Source organism: Streptomyces sp. ALI-76-A, from assembly GCF_030287445.1.
Lineage (GTDB): Bacteria > Actinomycetota > Actinomycetes > Streptomycetales > Streptomycetaceae > Streptomyces.
Genome location: NZ_JASVWB010000002.1, coordinates 287,695 through 302,571 on the forward strand (window position 1 = coordinate 287,695; position 14,877 = coordinate 302,571).

Annotated in this window: 15 protein-coding genes and 2 pseudogenes; 8 read left to right on the forward strand and 9 right to left on the reverse strand. The window is 70.4% G+C overall.

All coding sequences use genetic code 11. The features are described from left to right. The first annotated feature begins 40 nt into the window (after window positions 1-40). Window positions 41-988, forward strand: coding sequence for an alpha/beta hydrolase family protein (locus tag QQS16_RS02035; protein WP_286066189.1), 948 nt, complete (start codon window positions 41-43; stop codon window positions 986-988). Between the two features lie 138 nt (window positions 989-1,126). On the opposite strand, the gene QQS16_RS02040 is transcribed toward QQS16_RS02035, so the two are convergent. After that, window positions 1,127-1,636 (reverse strand): GNAT family N-acetyltransferase, encoded by a 510-nt coding sequence (locus QQS16_RS02040; RefSeq protein WP_286059850.1) that lies wholly within the window; start codon window positions 1,634-1,636, stop codon window positions 1,127-1,129. On the opposite strand from QQS16_RS02040, the gene QQS16_RS02045 reads away from it, so the two are divergent. Then, the gene (locus tag QQS16_RS02045) at window positions 1,635-2,429 is read left to right on the forward strand and encodes a LysE family translocator (RefSeq protein ID WP_353479654.1); all 795 of its coding nucleotides are present in this window, start codon (window positions 1,635-1,637) and stop codon (window positions 2,427-2,429) included. The two genes, QQS16_RS02040 and QQS16_RS02045, sit on opposite strands and share 2 nt — an antisense overlap. Window positions 2,430-2,455: 26 nt before the next feature. Here QQS16_RS02045 and QQS16_RS02050 read toward each other — a convergent pair whose 3' ends face one another. Then, complete coding sequence (locus QQS16_RS02050) at window positions 2,456-2,800, reverse strand: VOC family protein (RefSeq protein ID WP_286059851.1); 345 nt, start codon at window positions 2,798-2,800, stop codon at window positions 2,456-2,458. A 107-nt stretch (window positions 2,801-2,907) separates the two neighbouring features. Here QQS16_RS02050 and QQS16_RS02055 point away from each other — a divergent pair, with 107 nt between their 5' ends. From QQS16_RS02055 to QQS16_RS02065, 3 genes are all read left to right on the forward strand, one after another. After that, window positions 2,908-3,240 (forward strand): DUF6207 family protein, encoded by a 333-nt coding sequence (locus QQS16_RS02055; RefSeq protein WP_502963746.1) that lies wholly within the window; start codon window positions 2,908-2,910, stop codon window positions 3,238-3,240. A gap of 84 nt (window positions 3,241-3,324) precedes the next feature. Then, complete coding sequence (locus tag QQS16_RS02060; RefSeq protein ID WP_286059852.1) at window positions 3,325-4,158, forward strand: intradiol ring-cleavage dioxygenase; 834 nt, start codon at window positions 3,325-3,327, stop codon at window positions 4,156-4,158. A gap of 806 nt (window positions 4,159-4,964) precedes the next feature. Continuing rightward, window positions 4,965-5,942 (forward strand): aldo/keto reductase, encoded by a 978-nt coding sequence (locus tag QQS16_RS02065; protein ID WP_286059853.1) that lies wholly within the window; start codon window positions 4,965-4,967, stop codon window positions 5,940-5,942. A gap of 857 nt (window positions 5,943-6,799) precedes the next feature. On the opposite strand, the gene QQS16_RS02070 is transcribed toward QQS16_RS02065, so the two are convergent. The 3 genes from QQS16_RS02070 to QQS16_RS02080 are packed head-to-tail and all read right to left on the reverse strand — an operon-like array spanning window position 6,800 to window position 9,933. Continuing rightward, on the reverse strand, window positions 6,800-8,815 hold the full coding sequence (locus QQS16_RS02070; RefSeq protein ID WP_286059855.1) for an FtsX-like permease family protein: 2,016 nt from the start codon (window positions 8,813-8,815) through the stop codon (window positions 6,800-6,802). 43 nt (window positions 8,816-8,858) lie between these two features. Beyond that, window positions 8,859-9,542, reverse strand: a complete 684-nt coding sequence (locus tag QQS16_RS02075) for an ABC transporter ATP-binding protein (RefSeq protein ID WP_286059856.1) — start codon at window positions 9,540-9,542, stop codon at window positions 8,859-8,861. 19 nt (window positions 9,543-9,561) lie between these two features. After that, window positions 9,562-9,933, reverse strand: coding sequence for a DUF4333 domain-containing protein (locus QQS16_RS02080; protein WP_286059857.1), 372 nt, complete (start codon window positions 9,931-9,933; stop codon window positions 9,562-9,564). A gap of 160 nt (window positions 9,934-10,093) precedes the next feature. Here QQS16_RS02080 and QQS16_RS02085 point away from each other — a divergent pair, with 160 nt between their 5' ends. Next, entirely contained in the window at window positions 10,094-11,275 is a 1,182-nt protein-coding gene (locus QQS16_RS02085) for a sensor histidine kinase (protein ID WP_286059858.1), read from the forward strand. 102 nt (window positions 11,276-11,377) lie between these two features. Here QQS16_RS02085 and QQS16_RS02090 read toward each other — a convergent pair. Continuing rightward, window positions 11,378-11,602, reverse strand: a pseudogene (locus tag QQS16_RS02090) (transposase); the annotation flags it as partial. Then, window positions 11,597-11,831: pseudogene (locus tag QQS16_RS02095) on the reverse strand (hydrolase); the annotation flags it as partial. The pseudogenes QQS16_RS02095 and QQS16_RS02090, both read right to left, overlap by 6 nt. Before the next feature lie 183 nt (window positions 11,832-12,014). Here QQS16_RS02095 and QQS16_RS02100 point away from each other — a divergent pair. Further along, window positions 12,015-12,710, forward strand: coding sequence for a response regulator (locus QQS16_RS02100; RefSeq protein WP_286059859.1), 696 nt, complete (start codon window positions 12,015-12,017; stop codon window positions 12,708-12,710). Here QQS16_RS02100 and QQS16_RS02105 read toward each other — a convergent pair. Together QQS16_RS02105 and QQS16_RS43430 are read right to left on the reverse strand one after the other, a co-directional pair. Continuing rightward, window positions 12,689-13,195, reverse strand: coding sequence for a hypothetical protein (locus QQS16_RS02105; protein WP_286066565.1), 507 nt, complete (start codon window positions 13,193-13,195; stop codon window positions 12,689-12,691). The two genes, QQS16_RS02100 and QQS16_RS02105, sit on opposite strands and share 22 nt — an antisense overlap. Before the next feature lie 326 nt (window positions 13,196-13,521). Further along, window positions 13,522-13,749, reverse strand: coding sequence for a hypothetical protein (locus QQS16_RS43430; RefSeq protein ID WP_353479655.1), 228 nt, complete (start codon window positions 13,747-13,749; stop codon window positions 13,522-13,524). A gap of 230 nt (window positions 13,750-13,979) precedes the next feature. Between QQS16_RS43430 and QQS16_RS02110 the strand changes: the two genes are divergently transcribed. Further along, on the forward strand, window positions 13,980-14,840 hold the full coding sequence (locus tag QQS16_RS02110) for a class I SAM-dependent methyltransferase (protein WP_286059860.1): 861 nt from the start codon (window positions 13,980-13,982) through the stop codon (window positions 14,838-14,840). Window positions 14,841-14,877 lie beyond the last annotated feature (37 nt).

Below are 14,877 nucleotides of genomic sequence, written 5' to 3' on the forward strand. Positions count from 1 at the left end.
CGACGGCTTCCCCATCGGAAACGCGAAGGAAGATGTGCCCATGACTGCATCAGGCGCGGCGGCCACGGACGTGGCCATCACCGCCCCCGCCCCCATCGTCTCGGTGAAGCCGGTGGTGCTGGAAGCACCGGGCCGCCGTGAGGGCCAGCGGGTGAGAATTTCCGCGCCGACAACCGGGAGCGAACTGCCGATCATCCTCTTCTCGCACGGTTTCGGGTCATCGTTGAACGGCTACGGTCCTCTGGCTGACTTCTGGGCTGGTCACGGTTTCGTGGTGATTCAGCCCACCCATCTCGGCTCCAGGACCGTGGGTCTTCCCCAGGACGATCCCCGCACACCGCGGCTCTGGCGCTTCCGCGTCCAGGACATGAAGCGCGTCCTTGACCAGCTTGATCTGCTGGAGGCCGCTGTTCCTGGTCTCAGCGGGCGCCTGGACCGAAGCCGTATTGCCGCGGCCGGACACTCGTTCGGCGGCCAGACGGCGGGCAATCTGCTGGGCCTGCGCGTCCTCGATCCGGTGAGCAAGCACGCAGAAGACCTGTATGACTCGCGGATCAAGGCGGGCGTGCTGCTTGCTACGGCCGGCAGGGGCGGAGCCGACCTGACTCCTTTCGCGGCCGAGAACCTTCCGTGGTGGAAGGGACCGGACTTCGCGTACATGACCACGCCGACCCTCGTGATCGCAGGGGACAACGATGAGCTACCGCTGTCCATCAGAGGGCCGGAGTGGCTCGCCGACCCCTACCACCTGAGCCCGGGGCGCAAGAGTCTGCTCACTCTGTTCGGAGCGGAGCACTCCCTCGGCGGAATCGCCGGCTATGAAGTCCGGGAGACGACGGACGAGAACCCCGAGCGCGTGGCCCTGATCCAACGGGTCACCTGGGCCTACCTTCGTCACGCACTCGGCATCGAGGACACCAGCTGGACGGCAGCGCAGAAGGCTTTGTCGGAGAGCGTCGCCCCCATGGGACGGATCGAATCCAAGTGAAGCTCTGAGACTCGGTCTCCTCGGCGAGGCGGAAACGCAGATCGTTCACGTCGAGATCCTCGCACGGGCGCTCGACAGCACTGGTCAGGTTGGCGGTCTTCGGTGCGCCCTCAGCTCTTCCGTCAACGACACTCGGTCCTACAGGGTCGGGGTCTGGTTGCGGACCGCCGGGGCCTGGGCGGCGAGTTCCCTGAGGGGCTCACCGCTCAGACGGCATACGGTCCACTCGTTCAGCAGCTCGACGCCGAGCGACCTGTAGAAGTCGATCGTCGGTTCGTTCCAAGCCAGGACCCACCACTCGAAGCGCTCGTAGCCGTTTTGCCGGCAGAGCGCGGCCAGGGAGGCCAGCAGCGCCTTGCCGTGTCCTCCACCTCGGGCGTGCGGCCGTACGTAGAGGTCCTCCAGGTGCATGCCGCGCGAGCCGGTCCAGGTCGAGAAACGGGGGAACCACAGGGCATAGCCCACGGCCTGGCCCGTCTCGTCGTCCTCCGCGATCAGTGCGAACGCGGCGGGGTGTTCCCCGAACAGCGCCTCGCGGAGCTGCTCCTCGGTCGCCCGGGCCTGCTCAACAGCCCGTTCGTACTCGGCGAGTTCGCGGATCATCGAGCGGATCTCGGCGATGTCGTTCACAGTTGCGGCTCGGATCATGGCCGAGATCATCAGCCAATGCACCGAGCCGTGTCCATCCGATTCCGCGCCTCGTCCGCAGCGTGAACCCGACCGTGGTCTTCGCCTCGACGGACGGTCTGCGGAACACGTCGGCAGCTGGACCGACAAGAGCCTTGTGGCGCACAACGTGCTTGGCAATGCTGCCTTGATGATGACTTCCGTCGTTGCGTTCGTCGGTGCGGCCTTCCTGGTCGCCATGGTCCCAGGGCCGAGCACGGTCGTGATCCTGCGCCGAGCGGTGGTGAACGGCCGCAGGGCCGGGATGGCCACGGTCGCGGGCAATGAGTGCGGGGTGCTGCTGTGGGGCCTCGCCGCGGCCTTCGGTCTGTCCGGCCTGCTGATGGCCTCGCAGGTCGCCTACGACGTCATCCGGATGGCCGGCGCCGCAGTGCTGGTGTGGATGGGAGCGCGTGCCTTGTGGCAGGCGAGGCGAGCTGGACAGCTGGATCAGGGAGCAGCGGAAACAGCCCCGGTGCCGCTTCGGCGGGCGTACTGGCAGGGCCTCGTCACCAACTTCGCCAATCCGAAGGCCGGCGTGTTCGCCGTGTCCTTCCTGCCGCAGTTCGTGCCGCACGGAGCCCCTGTTCTTCCGACGCTTCTCGCCTTCTCGGTGGTCTGGGCCGTGGTCGACTTGATCTGGTACCTGCTGCTGGTGTGGCTGGCCGGACGTGTCGAAGGAGTGCTGCAACGGCAGTCCGTTCGGCGCCGGATGGAACAGCTCTCCGGAGTGCTCTTGGTCGGGCTGGGGGCGCGTCTGGCTACCGAGTCATAGGACGTGGTAGATGAAATAGCCATCGGTCAGGAGCTGACGAAACAGAACTCGTTGCCTTCCGGATCGAGCATGACGTGGAAGGCCCCCTGGTCGTCGGTGACTGTCTCGCCGACCTTGGCTGCGCCCAGGCGAACCGCTTCAGTGACGGCGGCCTCGATGTCGTCGACCGCGATGTCAAAGTGGAGCCGGTTCTTCGCGGCCTTGCTCTCGGGCACCGGCTGGAAGGCGAGTCGTGCGAACCCGGGCAGTTCGACGTGCGACCAGCCGCGAGCACGGTCGACCGGGTCACCGCCAAGCAGCTGTGCCCAGAAACGGACCAGGGTCTTTGGCTCACGGCAGTCCACGACGATCTGATGCAGGCGCGCACGCATGAACGAGAGCCTACGACGGCCGGGCACACGGCGAGGAGCCGGGCCCGAGGCATGATGGCGGACGCGCGGGTTGACTGGATCGTGTCCCCGGCCCCACGCCAGGCCCGATGGTGGTGGACGCAGCGGCCGCCGACGACGAGATCGCCTCCTCCGTCCACAAGCTGCTCGTCGCACAGTGGGCGACCAAGACGGCGGACCGTACGACCCTGGATCCGGGACCACCCGGCGTCAGACAGCACCGTCTGCCCGGTGCCGCGCGCGGCACCGCCCACGCACGCGAGCGGGCACAGAGCATTCCGATACCCTCGCCCGCCGCCCTCGCCCCCCCCGGGTCAAGCCCCGCTCGTCCTCCAGGCCCGGCCCCGTTGTCGCGAAGGCACTCGGCTGTCACGACAAGACCGTCACCCGCCTGGTCACCGACCAACGGGTCCGTGCAGTGACAGGCAGATGAGAGTCGATCGGTAGGGAACCGACAGCCCAGATGCCTGGTGGCCCACGGCAACCGGCTCATACCGTCTGTTGTCATGAACGTAAACCACGAGGAAGAAGTGCACGAGCACGATCGGGGCCTCTCCTACGACCTTCCCCTTCTCGCCCGTCGCCGGATGGTACGGCTGCTGGCGGGGGTGAGCCTGGTGCCGCTGGTGGGCTGCACTTCCGAGGAGAAGTCCACGGCATCCTCGTCCCCGTCGCCTTCGTCCCCGTCCTCCGCGTCGTCGCCCGTCCAGTGCGAGACGATCCCCGAGGAGACCGAAGGCCCCTTCCCCGGCGACGGTTCCAACGGCGTCGACGTCCTGAGAGAGAGCGGTGTCGTCCGCAGCGACGTCACGAAGAGCTTCGGCGAATCCGCAGGGGGTAGGGCCGAAGGCGTGCCCCTGACGATCACGCTGACGGTGGTGGACGCCGCCTCCGGCTGCGGCACCCCCAAGAAGGGCGCCGCCGTCTACATCTGGCAATGCGACCGGGAGGGCAGGTACTCCCTGTACAACGACGGCGTGACGGACGAGAACTACCTGCGCGGCGTCCAGGAGGCGGACGACAAGGGACAGGTCACGTTCCAGAGCATCTTCCCCGGCTGCTACCCGGGCCGCTGGCCGCACGTCCACTTCGAGGTGTACGGCAGCCTGGCCGACGCGACGGCGGCCAGGTCCATCACGAACACCTCGCAGCTCGCGCTGCCGAAGGACGTGAGCGACAGGGTGTACGCCACCGACGGCTACAGCGAGAGCGTGAGGAATCTCAGCGAACTCTCCCTGGAGTCGGACGGCGTCTTCAGCGACGGCTACAACCAGCAGCTCGCGACCGTCACCGGCAGCGTCGAGCAGGGCTACACCGCGACCCTGACGGTTCCGGTGTGACCCGTCACAGACGAGCGCCTCGGGGTTCATTCCGCGCGCTCGAACCCAGCCTCTCCGGCTCCCGCCCCATCCCACCGACAGGGGCACTGAGCTGCCACTTGGCTTGACTCTGTCTGGAATCCTGCCGTGGCGGTTGAAGAGGTTGCGCTGGGCGGCCGCGTGCCGGTCGCCGACCTCGCGGCGTCGCCGGTATTGGCCGCCGGCTCCAGGTGAGCACCGAGGGGCCGAGAAAGCGCCAGACATATCCCGCGTGATTGAACGCTTCTCATCCTGGGGGTTGGCGAGTGATGGCGGGCGGCAGGTGGGAGGCGGGAGCCGCAACGCGGCAGATTCCTGGTAGTTGCGGCTGGTCACTCGCCAACGTCTGGGCTCAGGGGTCCTGTTAGCCCGAAGGCCGCCCAGTTCCTCGCGTTGCGAGCCAAGATCGTGCTGCGCTGCGCTTGACGAACTACCGGTAGTGCCACGTCCATCAACGTGTTGACGGTGCTGCTGCCAGGACGCTGTCGTGAAGAAGAGAGGTACGCAGCTCTCTCGGACGCGCGCAGGGCTGATTCCGAAACCCACACGTGCCTCCAGGCAGATTCTCTCCGAGGATGCCTGCGGTGCGGGGCGCAGGTCTGCGCGGCCGAAACGGTGGCCGACTCAAGTTCAGCAGCGGTTCAGCAGCGGTCGGCGCCTTGGGCGGTCCTGCGATCTGGCGGGCGGCTGCTGTCCGGCGGATCTCGCCGCGCGAAACTGTCTTGGAGAGATGGTGCGGGTCACGGAAGGATGATCCCGTATCACCAGCCAGGTGAGGGGAGCGGTGGATGAGGCAGAACCGGCTCGGGAAGAGCAAGGTGCAGGTCACGGAGCTGGGTTTCGGAGGCGGTCCGCTCGGCGGGCTCTTCGAGCCGCTGAGTGACGAGTGCGCCGCACAAACCCTTGAGGCGGCCTGGGACAGCGGGATCCGCTACTTCGACACCTCTCCGCATTACGGCATCGGGCATTCCGAGCGCCGTACCGGTGAGCTCCTGCGCGGCAAGCCACGCGAGGAGTGGACGCTGTCGACGAAGGTCGGCAGGCTGCTGGTTCCGCAGGACCCGGCGGGCCGGATGGACGAGACCTTCGCGGTGCCCGCGACGCACCGCCGGGTGTGGGACTTCACGCGAGATGGCGTTGTGCGCAGCGTGGAGGACTCGCTCGAGCGGATGGGCGTCGATCGTATCGACGTGCTGTTCCTGCACGATGCGGAGGAGCGTTTCGAGGACGCGTTGCGCGAAGGCTACCCGGCCCTCGCCGAACTGCGTGCCCAGGGAACGGTGGGCGCGATCGGCGCAGGGATGTACCACCCGGGCAAACTGACCCGGCTGGTCAAGGAGTCGGACGTCGATGCGGTGATGCTCTCCGGCCGTTACACGCTGCTGGACCACAGCGCCCTCGACGAACTGCTCCCTGTCTGCACGGATCGAGGGGTCTCGGTGCTCGCGGCCTCGGTCTTCAACTCCGGTCTGCTCGCCACGGCCCGACCCGCCGAGAGTGCCACCTTCGATTACGCGCCCGCCACCCCGCAGCTTCGTGAGCGCGCACATCGCATGGCTGATGTCTGCGAGGCACATGGTGTGACGCTGCCGGCGGTGGCGATGGCCTTTCCGCTGCGCCATCCGGCCGTGTCGGGCATCGTCGTCGGCATGCGTTCCGCGGACGAAGTACGGCGCAACGTTGCAGCGTTCGGCGTGGAGATCCCCGCAGCGCTCTGGGACGACTTGCGAGGCGAAGGCCTGCTGGACGAGCGGGCACCGGTGTAGGCGGGGGCGCCTTCGGCCTGGCGTCTCGCGAGACAGTGGCATCCTTGGCCGGTGTTCTCGACGCGGCCAGTACGTCGCCCCGCAATGAACCGTGTCGGCGTACAAGCGCAGCACGCTCGCCGACAGGTTTTCCCACAACGGCCCGCTCGGCCTTGTCCGTGAAGACCATAGCGGGCGTGGACATGGGGTTTTACCGGGAAGTCGCAGGCACGACCTCCTGCTTCTCCAGGCCGACCGCGAGGCCGTCACACCGGCAAGGACACGCGTCCAGCCCGTGGCTTCGCACCGGCAGCCCCTGCCACCATCGGGGAACGGATTCTCCGGTATTCGCCACCACGTATTCCGCTCTACCGGACCGGAGAGGACTGATCACGATGACTCGCCCAGACCGGCGGTGGACCTTCCTGACCAGTCACGACCGAGTGCTCCTGACCATCGCTCGGGCCCCGTCCGCACGGCTGCGCAGCATCGCCGCCGCCTGCCACCTCACCTGACGAGCGGTCCAAACCATCGTCGCCCACCTCGGACAGGACGGGCTACCTGCGCCGGCAACGAGCCGGACGGTGCAACCAGTACACACTCAACCTCGACCAGCGGCTGCGGCACCCCGCAGAAGTCGGCCTCTGGCTCCGCGCCTTCGCCGGCCTTGTTGTCGACCGCGAGAGCGGGAAAGCGGCTGGCGCGCTCCCCGCGACGCCACCCGGTCGGGCCCTCGGCGGACAGCTCCGGACAGGACCGGCTCGACAGCAGTATTGCTGTGCGGGGCTTGTGCCAGAGGGCTGCGGCAGGTCGGAACAGCAGCTGTCGGGGATCGCATCGGGGTCCGCGTCGAGGGGCGTTCGACCGTCCCTACGGTGTCAGTCCGCCGTCTGCGCCGGGCCCGCTGTCACCCTGCGCAGCAGGGGCCTGCTGCCGGCGATCGCGGCGAACATGGCGAGCGCGCCGACGGCCAAGCAGAGCACCAGCTGCACGGCACCGGCGGTGTTGACCGTGGTGTCGGCCGCCTTGTTGAGCTGCATCGCGCCGAAGACACCCATCGCCGTGGTGCCGCCGGCCAGGACGGCCAACGGGGTGACCGTCTCACGGACCCGGGCCCGGTCCAGCACCTTCAGCGGGGTGCCGGCCAGCCGCAGCAGACCGTAGACCCGGCGCCGGTCCAGGACGTTCGCGGCCGCCGTGAGGCCGGCGGAGGCAGCTGCGACCAGGAAGCTCAGCACCAGGGTGGCGGTGCTGACGGTGGCAATGCGGGCGATGGCCGTGTCGTCCGGCGCGGACACGTACTCCTGCGTGAACGGGTACCTGCCCGACCCCACGGGAGTCAGGGCGGTGACCGCAGTGTCGATGGCCTCCTGGCCGCCGGAGACGCGGGCGAGCACGCCGGTGACACCGCCCAGCAGGCTGCCGTAGTCCTCCTCGCTCGTGACGGCGACGGTGGCGGTGACGCCTGCCTCGCGCAACGCCGTACGGGCGTCTGCGGCGGCGTGCCGGGCGTCGGCGGCGTTCGCGGTGATCACCGCCACCTGGCCCTCGTGGCCCGGGCCCTCGAAACCCAGCGTGCTGACGGAGAAGAACCCGGCCACGAACCCCGCGAGTACCAGGCCGCTGACGGTCCGCCAGGCGCCGCGCGGATCGTCGCTCAGCCGGCGCGCGGCCAGCAGCGTGGCCGGGCGGATGGCGCAGCGGCCCACGATCCGGCCCAGCCGGTCCACAACCCACGGGCCCAGCAGCCAGAACGCGCCGTAGAAGAGCACCAGCATGGCGATCAACTGGCGGGGCTTCAGCTGGCCGCCGTCGCCCGTGCTCGCCCATATGTAGCCCAGGACCGCGACGAACAGCACCAGGCGGATCGCACGGGTGCGGCGCGGGTCGGCCTGCTGGGCCACGCCCAGCGGCGAGGTGGCCACCTGACGCAGCGTGGTCACCGCGCTGACGGTGATCAGCGCGGTGACGGCCAGCAGCACTCCTCCGAGCCACGGCAGTCCCACCCACAGCCGGCCGGTGTACCAGGAGCCGACGCCGTACGGGAGCCGGGCGAGCGCGGGCAGCAGCGCCGCGAAGGCGAGCGCGCCCGCGAGGGCACCGGCCGCGCCGACTCCCGCCGCCTCGACGGCGGTCATGGCGAGGATCTGCCGCGGTGTCGCCCCGGCCAGTCGCAGCGCGGCGAGCCGCTGCTCGCGCCGGGCCGCGCCCAGCCGTCCGGCGGCCGAGGCCAGCACGACGACCGGAACGACCAGCAGCACCACACCCAGCAGCACGGTCCCCTGGTCGATGCCGGTGAACACGCTCGCCTTGGTACCGGAGAACCCGGAGACCGGTGCGCGTTCACTCAGTCCCTCGTCGTAGTAGCTCTGCTCCCCGGCGGTTTCGGAGACGGCCGGGTCGCCGGGCGTCCGTCCGACCACCGCGACCAGTTCGTCGGGCGAGGCGAGACCGGCGGCGCCGATCGTGCCGTAGGACTGCGTCCGCGGGAAGCGGTCGGCGAGTTGGCTCGCGGGCAGCTTGTGCAACAGCGTGGCCAGAGCCGGGGAGACGTACACCTCGCCCGGCTTCGGGAAGCCGGTCAGGCCGGGCGGCGCGGGCGTCGGCTCGCGGCCGGGCAGCTGGGCCAGGTTCACGACGGTGACCGGTTCGTGGCGGACGTACGTCGTGGTCGTGGCCTGGACGGCTGTGGCCCGCTTCGCCGGTACGGCGTCGGGGGTGCGCCAGGTGGTGTGGTCGGCGCGGGTGCCGGCGCCGAGGGCGGCGGCGACCATCACCAGCAGGAGAAACGAGCCGACGGCGGCGGCCCCGGCCGCGAGCAGCTGCGAATGCAGGCCGCGACGGCCGGAGGACCTGGCGAGGTGCCAGGTCAGGGGCAGGACGGGGGAACGCATCAGGGACTCCGTAGGTCTTCGGGCGCGGGCGACGCGGAGCGTCTCAGGCGACGGTGTACTGGCTGTGGTCGCTGATCCGCCCGTCCCGGACCTGGAGGATCCGGTCGCAGTGGGCGGCGATGTCGCCGTCGTGGGTGACCATCACCAGGGCGGCGCCCAGGTTCCGGGTCGTGGATGTCAGGAGCTGGACGACCTCCGTGCTGGTGGTCTGGTCCAGGGCGCCTGTGGGTTCGTCGGCGAAGACGACGTCCGGTTCGACGACCAGCGCGCGGGCGATGGCGACGCGCTGCGCCTGCCCGCCGGAGAGCTGACCGGGACGGCGCAACTCCAGCCCGTCCAGCCCCAGTGGCGCGAACCAGCGGCGGGCGCGCTCGACGGCTGCCTTGCGCGGAACGCCCTCCAGCATCAGCGGCAGCGCGACGTTCTCCTCGGCCGGCAGCTCCGGCAGCAACTGGCCGAACTGGAATACGAACCCGAACCGCTTGCGGCGCAGCGCGCTGAGCCTGTTCTCGCCCAGGTCGTCGATCCGCTCGCCGCGCAGCAGCACCTGCCCGCCGTCGGGCCGGACGATCCCGGCGAGGGCGTGCAGCAGAGTTGACTTGCCAGACCCCGAGGGGCCCATGATCGCCAGCGATTCGCGCTCGCGGACCTCGACGTCCACGCCGGCCAGGGCGGTGGTGGAGCCGTACTTCTTGACGAGGCCGTGTCCGGCCAGGAGGGTGCTCATGGTGTGTTCTGGGCCCTTCTCAGCGCTCGAACTTCCAGGTGACGCTCTTGGCGTCGGCCTTGGTCACACGGACGGGGATCTTGACGGTCGCGCCGTCGCTCTTCTTGCCTGTGCAGGTGAGGGTTGCCCCGGTCACGGCCTTGAGGCCGGTCGGGCAGGTGACGTCGGAGAGCTTGTCGCCGACCCAGGGCAGCGGGTGGTACTTGCTCTGGGTGCGGCCGGCGACGATGTTCGCCGCGAGCGCCGGCCGGCCGTCCACCGATGCCGTGGTGTGGTCGCCCAGCCCGGTGGTCGACTCGGTGCCGGCGAGCAGATACGTGCCGAGACCGCCGAGCGCGACCACGGCTGTCATGCCGCCGACGACGCCGATGAGGAACTTGTTGCGCTGCATCGCGTACTCCTGAGGTCCGTGGTGGGGATGCGGCTTCACTCTCGCCCGCGGGCCCGGGCGCGCGCCTCGGCCGAACGGTCAGGATCGCGGGCCGCGACGGCCGGGCCCTCGGCCGTTCGGCCGATCCCGCTGCCGGGGGGCCGGGCCTACGGTGATCGGTATGAAGACTGTCCCCGCCCCGGGCTGCGCCCGTGGCCTCGCCGTCGGTCTCCTGCTCGCCGCGGCCGTCTACGACGTGGTGCTCTACGCGGGCTTCGACGGGACGAGCGTCCTGCCGATGGCGAGTCCCGTCTGGCAGACCCTGGCCGTGGTGCTCGTCGGGCTGACCGCCGTGCTGTGGCCGGCCGGGCGGCGGCCCGGGTGGCTCACGCCGCAGGTGCGCACCGCCGTGCCCGCTCTCGCCTCGGCCCTCCTCACCGCAGCGTCGCTGTCGGTCCGAGGGCCGGTCGTGTTCGGCCCGGGCGAGATCGGGATCCTGCTGAGCCTGCTCTTCATCGCGGTACGGCACTGCCCACCGCGCTGGGCCCTGGTGTGCGGCACCCTGGACGCGGGCGCGATGGTCCTCCTGCCGGTACGCCTCGACGTGGCGCCGGGTGACGTGCTGGGCCTGGACATGATCGGTCTGCTGCTGGTCGGCCCCGTCGCCGGACTCGCGGCCTATCTGCGCTCGATGGACTACCGCCGCACCGTCGCAGTCAGCGAGACCCGACGCAGCGAACGCCTGGCCATGGCCGCCGACCTGCACGACTTCGTCGCCCACCACGTGACCGGCATCCTCGTGCAGACCCAGGTGGCCCGCATGATGGCGGCCACCCAGCCCCACGAACTGGACCCCGTCCTGGCCAGTATCGAGCGCGCCGCGACCGAGGCCCTCGCCTCGATGCGCCGCACGGTCGGTGTGCTGCGGGACACCGCTCCCGAGGCGGTCGGCCACCGCCCGGCCGGGGATCTCGCGGGTATCGCCGAACTGATCGAAGGCTTCGCCACCCCCGGCCAGCAGATCGCCCTGCGCCGCGACCCCGCCGTGTCCGACCATGTCCCCCACGAGGTACAGGCCGCCGCCTTCCGGGTCGTCCAGGAAGCACTGACCAACATCCGCCGTCACGCGGCCGACGCCACGCACGTCGAAGTCCGCCTACGTGATGACACCGGCCGCCTGGCGGTGACGGTGACGGACGACGGCCGCGGCGGAACCCAGCTTCCGGTGGCCGCTCACGGCGGCGGATTCGGCCTCGTCGGCCTCAAGGAACGGGTGACCGCGCTGGGCGGTGAACTGGGCGCGGGGCCGCGGCACCGCGGGGGATGGGAGGTGCGGGCAGTGTTCCCGGCGCGGAAGCCCTGAAGGGAGCCCTGAAGGCAACGACCTCCCTTCGAACGGCTGCCGTCCTCCATCTGGTCCCTGGCGCCGCGCGGCCGCCGGGACGCCCCGGCCGGGCCGGGCCCTCGCCGACGCCGGCCTGCGGAGGACGCCCCCATGCCTGCGGGGCCGCCCGCCCTTCGGCCCGGAGCAGCCGGGACCGGCGTCGCGGAGCATGACGCGGTCCGAGCGCACACGTCCGACCAGCACGACCGGCAGATCTGCCAGGACACGGGAGAAGAAGTCGGTGTCGTAACCGCTGTCCATGACGATCAGGATCTCGGGATCGCCCGGCAGCCGGCGCCCGGCCATGTCGCCGACGGAGAGGCGAGCCAGGGTGAGAGGAAGGCGTCCGGGTTCAGCCCCGGGTGGTACGCGACGATCTTGAGCACGGGTTCCCGGCCTCCGGCGTCAGCAGTTCCTCGGCGGGAGCGAACAGGTCCGGAATCCCCATGTGCACCTCCAGCTACGTCGGCTCCTGGTAGTAGAAGCCGTAGCTCTGCTCGACGGCGTACACGGTGCCGGGGGCACCGTCTCGAACAGGGTGCGTCGAGATCGTCGGCGATCAGCCGAGGCGGGACGGTGTGACATCGCGGTGGCGATGTTGTCGCGACCGGCGGCGGCGACCGATGCCACGCAAGGTCAGGGCCGACCCGGCGCGGACCACGGACTGACGGCACGGCCCGCGGCATCGCCGGCCCTGTCCCTGAGGCATGATCGAGCCATGACCACCAGCCCCACGAGCGGCGCGCCCATCAGCGTCCTGCTGGCCGACGACCAGGACATGGTCCGCAGCGGCTTCCGCTTCTTCCTTGATGCCCAGCCGGACATGACGGTCGTCGCCGAGGCCGCCGATGGGGAGGAGGCGGTGGCGCTGGCCCGCAAGCTGCGGCCGGACGTGTGCCTGCTGGACATACGCATGCCGAAACTGGACGGCCTGGAAGCGACCCGGCTGCTGGCCGGGCCGCAGGTGGCCGACCCGCTGCGGGTGGTCGTGGTCACCACCTTCGACCTTGACGAGTACGTCTACGGCGCACTGCGCGGAGGGGCCTGTGGGTTCCTTCTGAAGGACTCCGGGCCGACCCTGCTCGCCGAGGCGGTCCGCGCCGCCGCGGCCGGCGACTCGCTGGTCTCACCGTCCGTCACGGTCCGCCTGCTCAAGCACATCACCGCACCCGGTGAGGACCGACGGCCGGTCGACCCGGCACCGGCGGCCGAACCCCTCACCGACCGTGAACGGGACGTCGTCCGCCTGGTCGCCCTCGGCCGCACCAACGCCGAGATCGCCGCCGAGATCTACGTCTCCCTCTCCACGGTCAAGACCCATCTGTCCAGCGTCCAGCTCAAACTGGCCGCCCGGAACCGGGTCGAGATCGCGGCCTGGGCCTGGCAGCACGGCTATGCCCAGCCACGCCCGTGAACCGCGAGCCGCCCGCCCCGGCAGGGTACGGTCGGCGCCGAACAGCCGGGCCTCGCCGCCGCGATCGTCTGTCGGGCCCTCCTGGTCGGACCTTGGCCGAGGCCGACTGCGCCGGCTGATCCGGTGCCGCGTACGACGAGCGCTTGGCCGGCCGTCGCCTCGTCCGCTCGATCCGCGCCCCCGGGTGCGATCACCAGGTGCGTCTGTTCGGTGGTGGTCATCCGGTGCTGGACTAGCGCCGTCAGTGCCAGCCGGTCCCCGGCACCCACGTCCACGTCCGTCATACGGCGCGCAGCTCGCCTTCGAGTGGCCGGAGCCGCGGGGCGGCGGCCGCCGAAGCCCGGGTCCGATCCGACCGCCGTGCGGCTGACCTGGAGTCGCTCGGGGGCGGCCTCCGGCAGCGGGCCGTCGCCCTCGCCGCCGCCCACGACGGCGAGCGTCACCGCGGCGACCACCACGGCCAGCGCGATGACCGGGCCGGGCACGGGCTGACGGTTACGGAGACCGCGCTCGCGTTCCTTCGGGACGCTCGCCGCCGCGGCGAGGTGTGCCGGCCGCTGGACTGGATCCCGAGGTCCACTACTCCGTCGGAGGCGGCGAGGCCGTCATCCCCGACGCGCTCGTGTTCTACCAGCGCGGCAGCGACTGCGACTGGTCGATGCCGCGGGCGTTCGTCGAAGTCGACCGCGCCACCATCGCCCCCTGTGCCTCTGGGAGATGTCGACTGTACGGACGGGGTCGGCGGCCGTCAGCAGCCGCCGCCGGCGCGCGTATGAGGTGACCACAGTCGCCACCCCGTCGGAAGCCGAGATCACGCGTGCCGCCTTCGGGGGGTGGGCACGCTGTTGGCGAAGCTCCGGACCCTCTCCTGGCGGGAGCCGCACCACCGAAGGGCCACCTCCACGGTTCCCGCCGTCCGCAGGTCCTCCCGCTCGAAAGCCATGACTTCCGGGTGAACGGGGGGCCCGGACCGCGCGTCGAGGAAGGCGGCGAAGTCCCCTGCCCCACCCGGAAACTGGAACCGCACCGGCTGAGTCACGCCCGGGGAGCGTTCCTCGTTCAGCGAGATGCTCAAGCCGCAGCGCGATCAGCGTCGGCCGCTCCAGTAGGCCCGGGTCGTACTGCCGGCGCAGGGTCGATGCCGGGACCCCGGCGCGGTGCGACACATCAGCGATGTCCCGTTCTGCCATTCTGCATTGACCTCAAGTCGACTTGAAGTGGAACGCTGTCATCCCGGCACGGGGATGGCAACCAGAAGGAGGGAACGTCATGGACTCCGCGCGCAGGGCCGACGACGAACAGGCAGCCCGCTGGAAAGGGCCCGCCGGTCACGCGTGGGGCGAGCTGAAGGGAGTACTGGACGAGATGTTCAGGCCCATCGAGGAGCTCCTCGTCGATGCCGTCGCCGCGGAACGGGCTCGGCATGTGCTCGATGTCGGCTGCGGCACGGGCGGTCTCACGCTGGCCGTGGCGCGACGGCTCGGTCCGGAGGGTCGCTGTGTCGGCGTCGACATCTCCGAACCGATGATCAGCACGGCCCGGCAGTACGCCGAACAGGAGGACGCACCGGCGTCGTTCGTCTGCGCCGACGCACAGGACCACGCCTTCGAACCCGGCGCCTTCGACGCCGTCATCTCGCGGTTCGGTGTCATGTTCTTCCCCGATCCCGTCCGGGCCTTCGCCAACCTCCGGCAGGCTGTCAGGGACGAGGGCGCGCTGCGGTGCGTTGTCTGGCGTGATCCGGCCGAGAACCCGTTCATGACGACGGCCCAGCGCGCCGCGTCACCGCTGCTCCCCGACCTGCCCGTCCGCCGGCCGGACGAGCCGGGACAGTTCGCCTTCGCGGACGCGGACAAGGTCCGGCGCATCCTGGCGGAGAGCGGCTGGGCCGGGATCGACATCCGGCCGGTCGACGTGGTCTGCACCCTGCCCGAGAAGGAGCTGGTCCGTTACTTCACCCGGCTCGGTCCGGTGGCCATGTACCTGCCCGAGGTGGACGAGCAGACCCGCGGACGGGTCGTCGAGACGGTCCGTGCCGCCTTCGAGCCCTTCGTGCACGGCACGGAAGTCCGCTTCACCGCGGCCTGTTGGACGGTCGGCGCCCGAGCCTCGTCATCGAAATTTTCGTGAGGCCCGGCCCTCTTTCGTCAGCGCGGGCGCCCGGCGC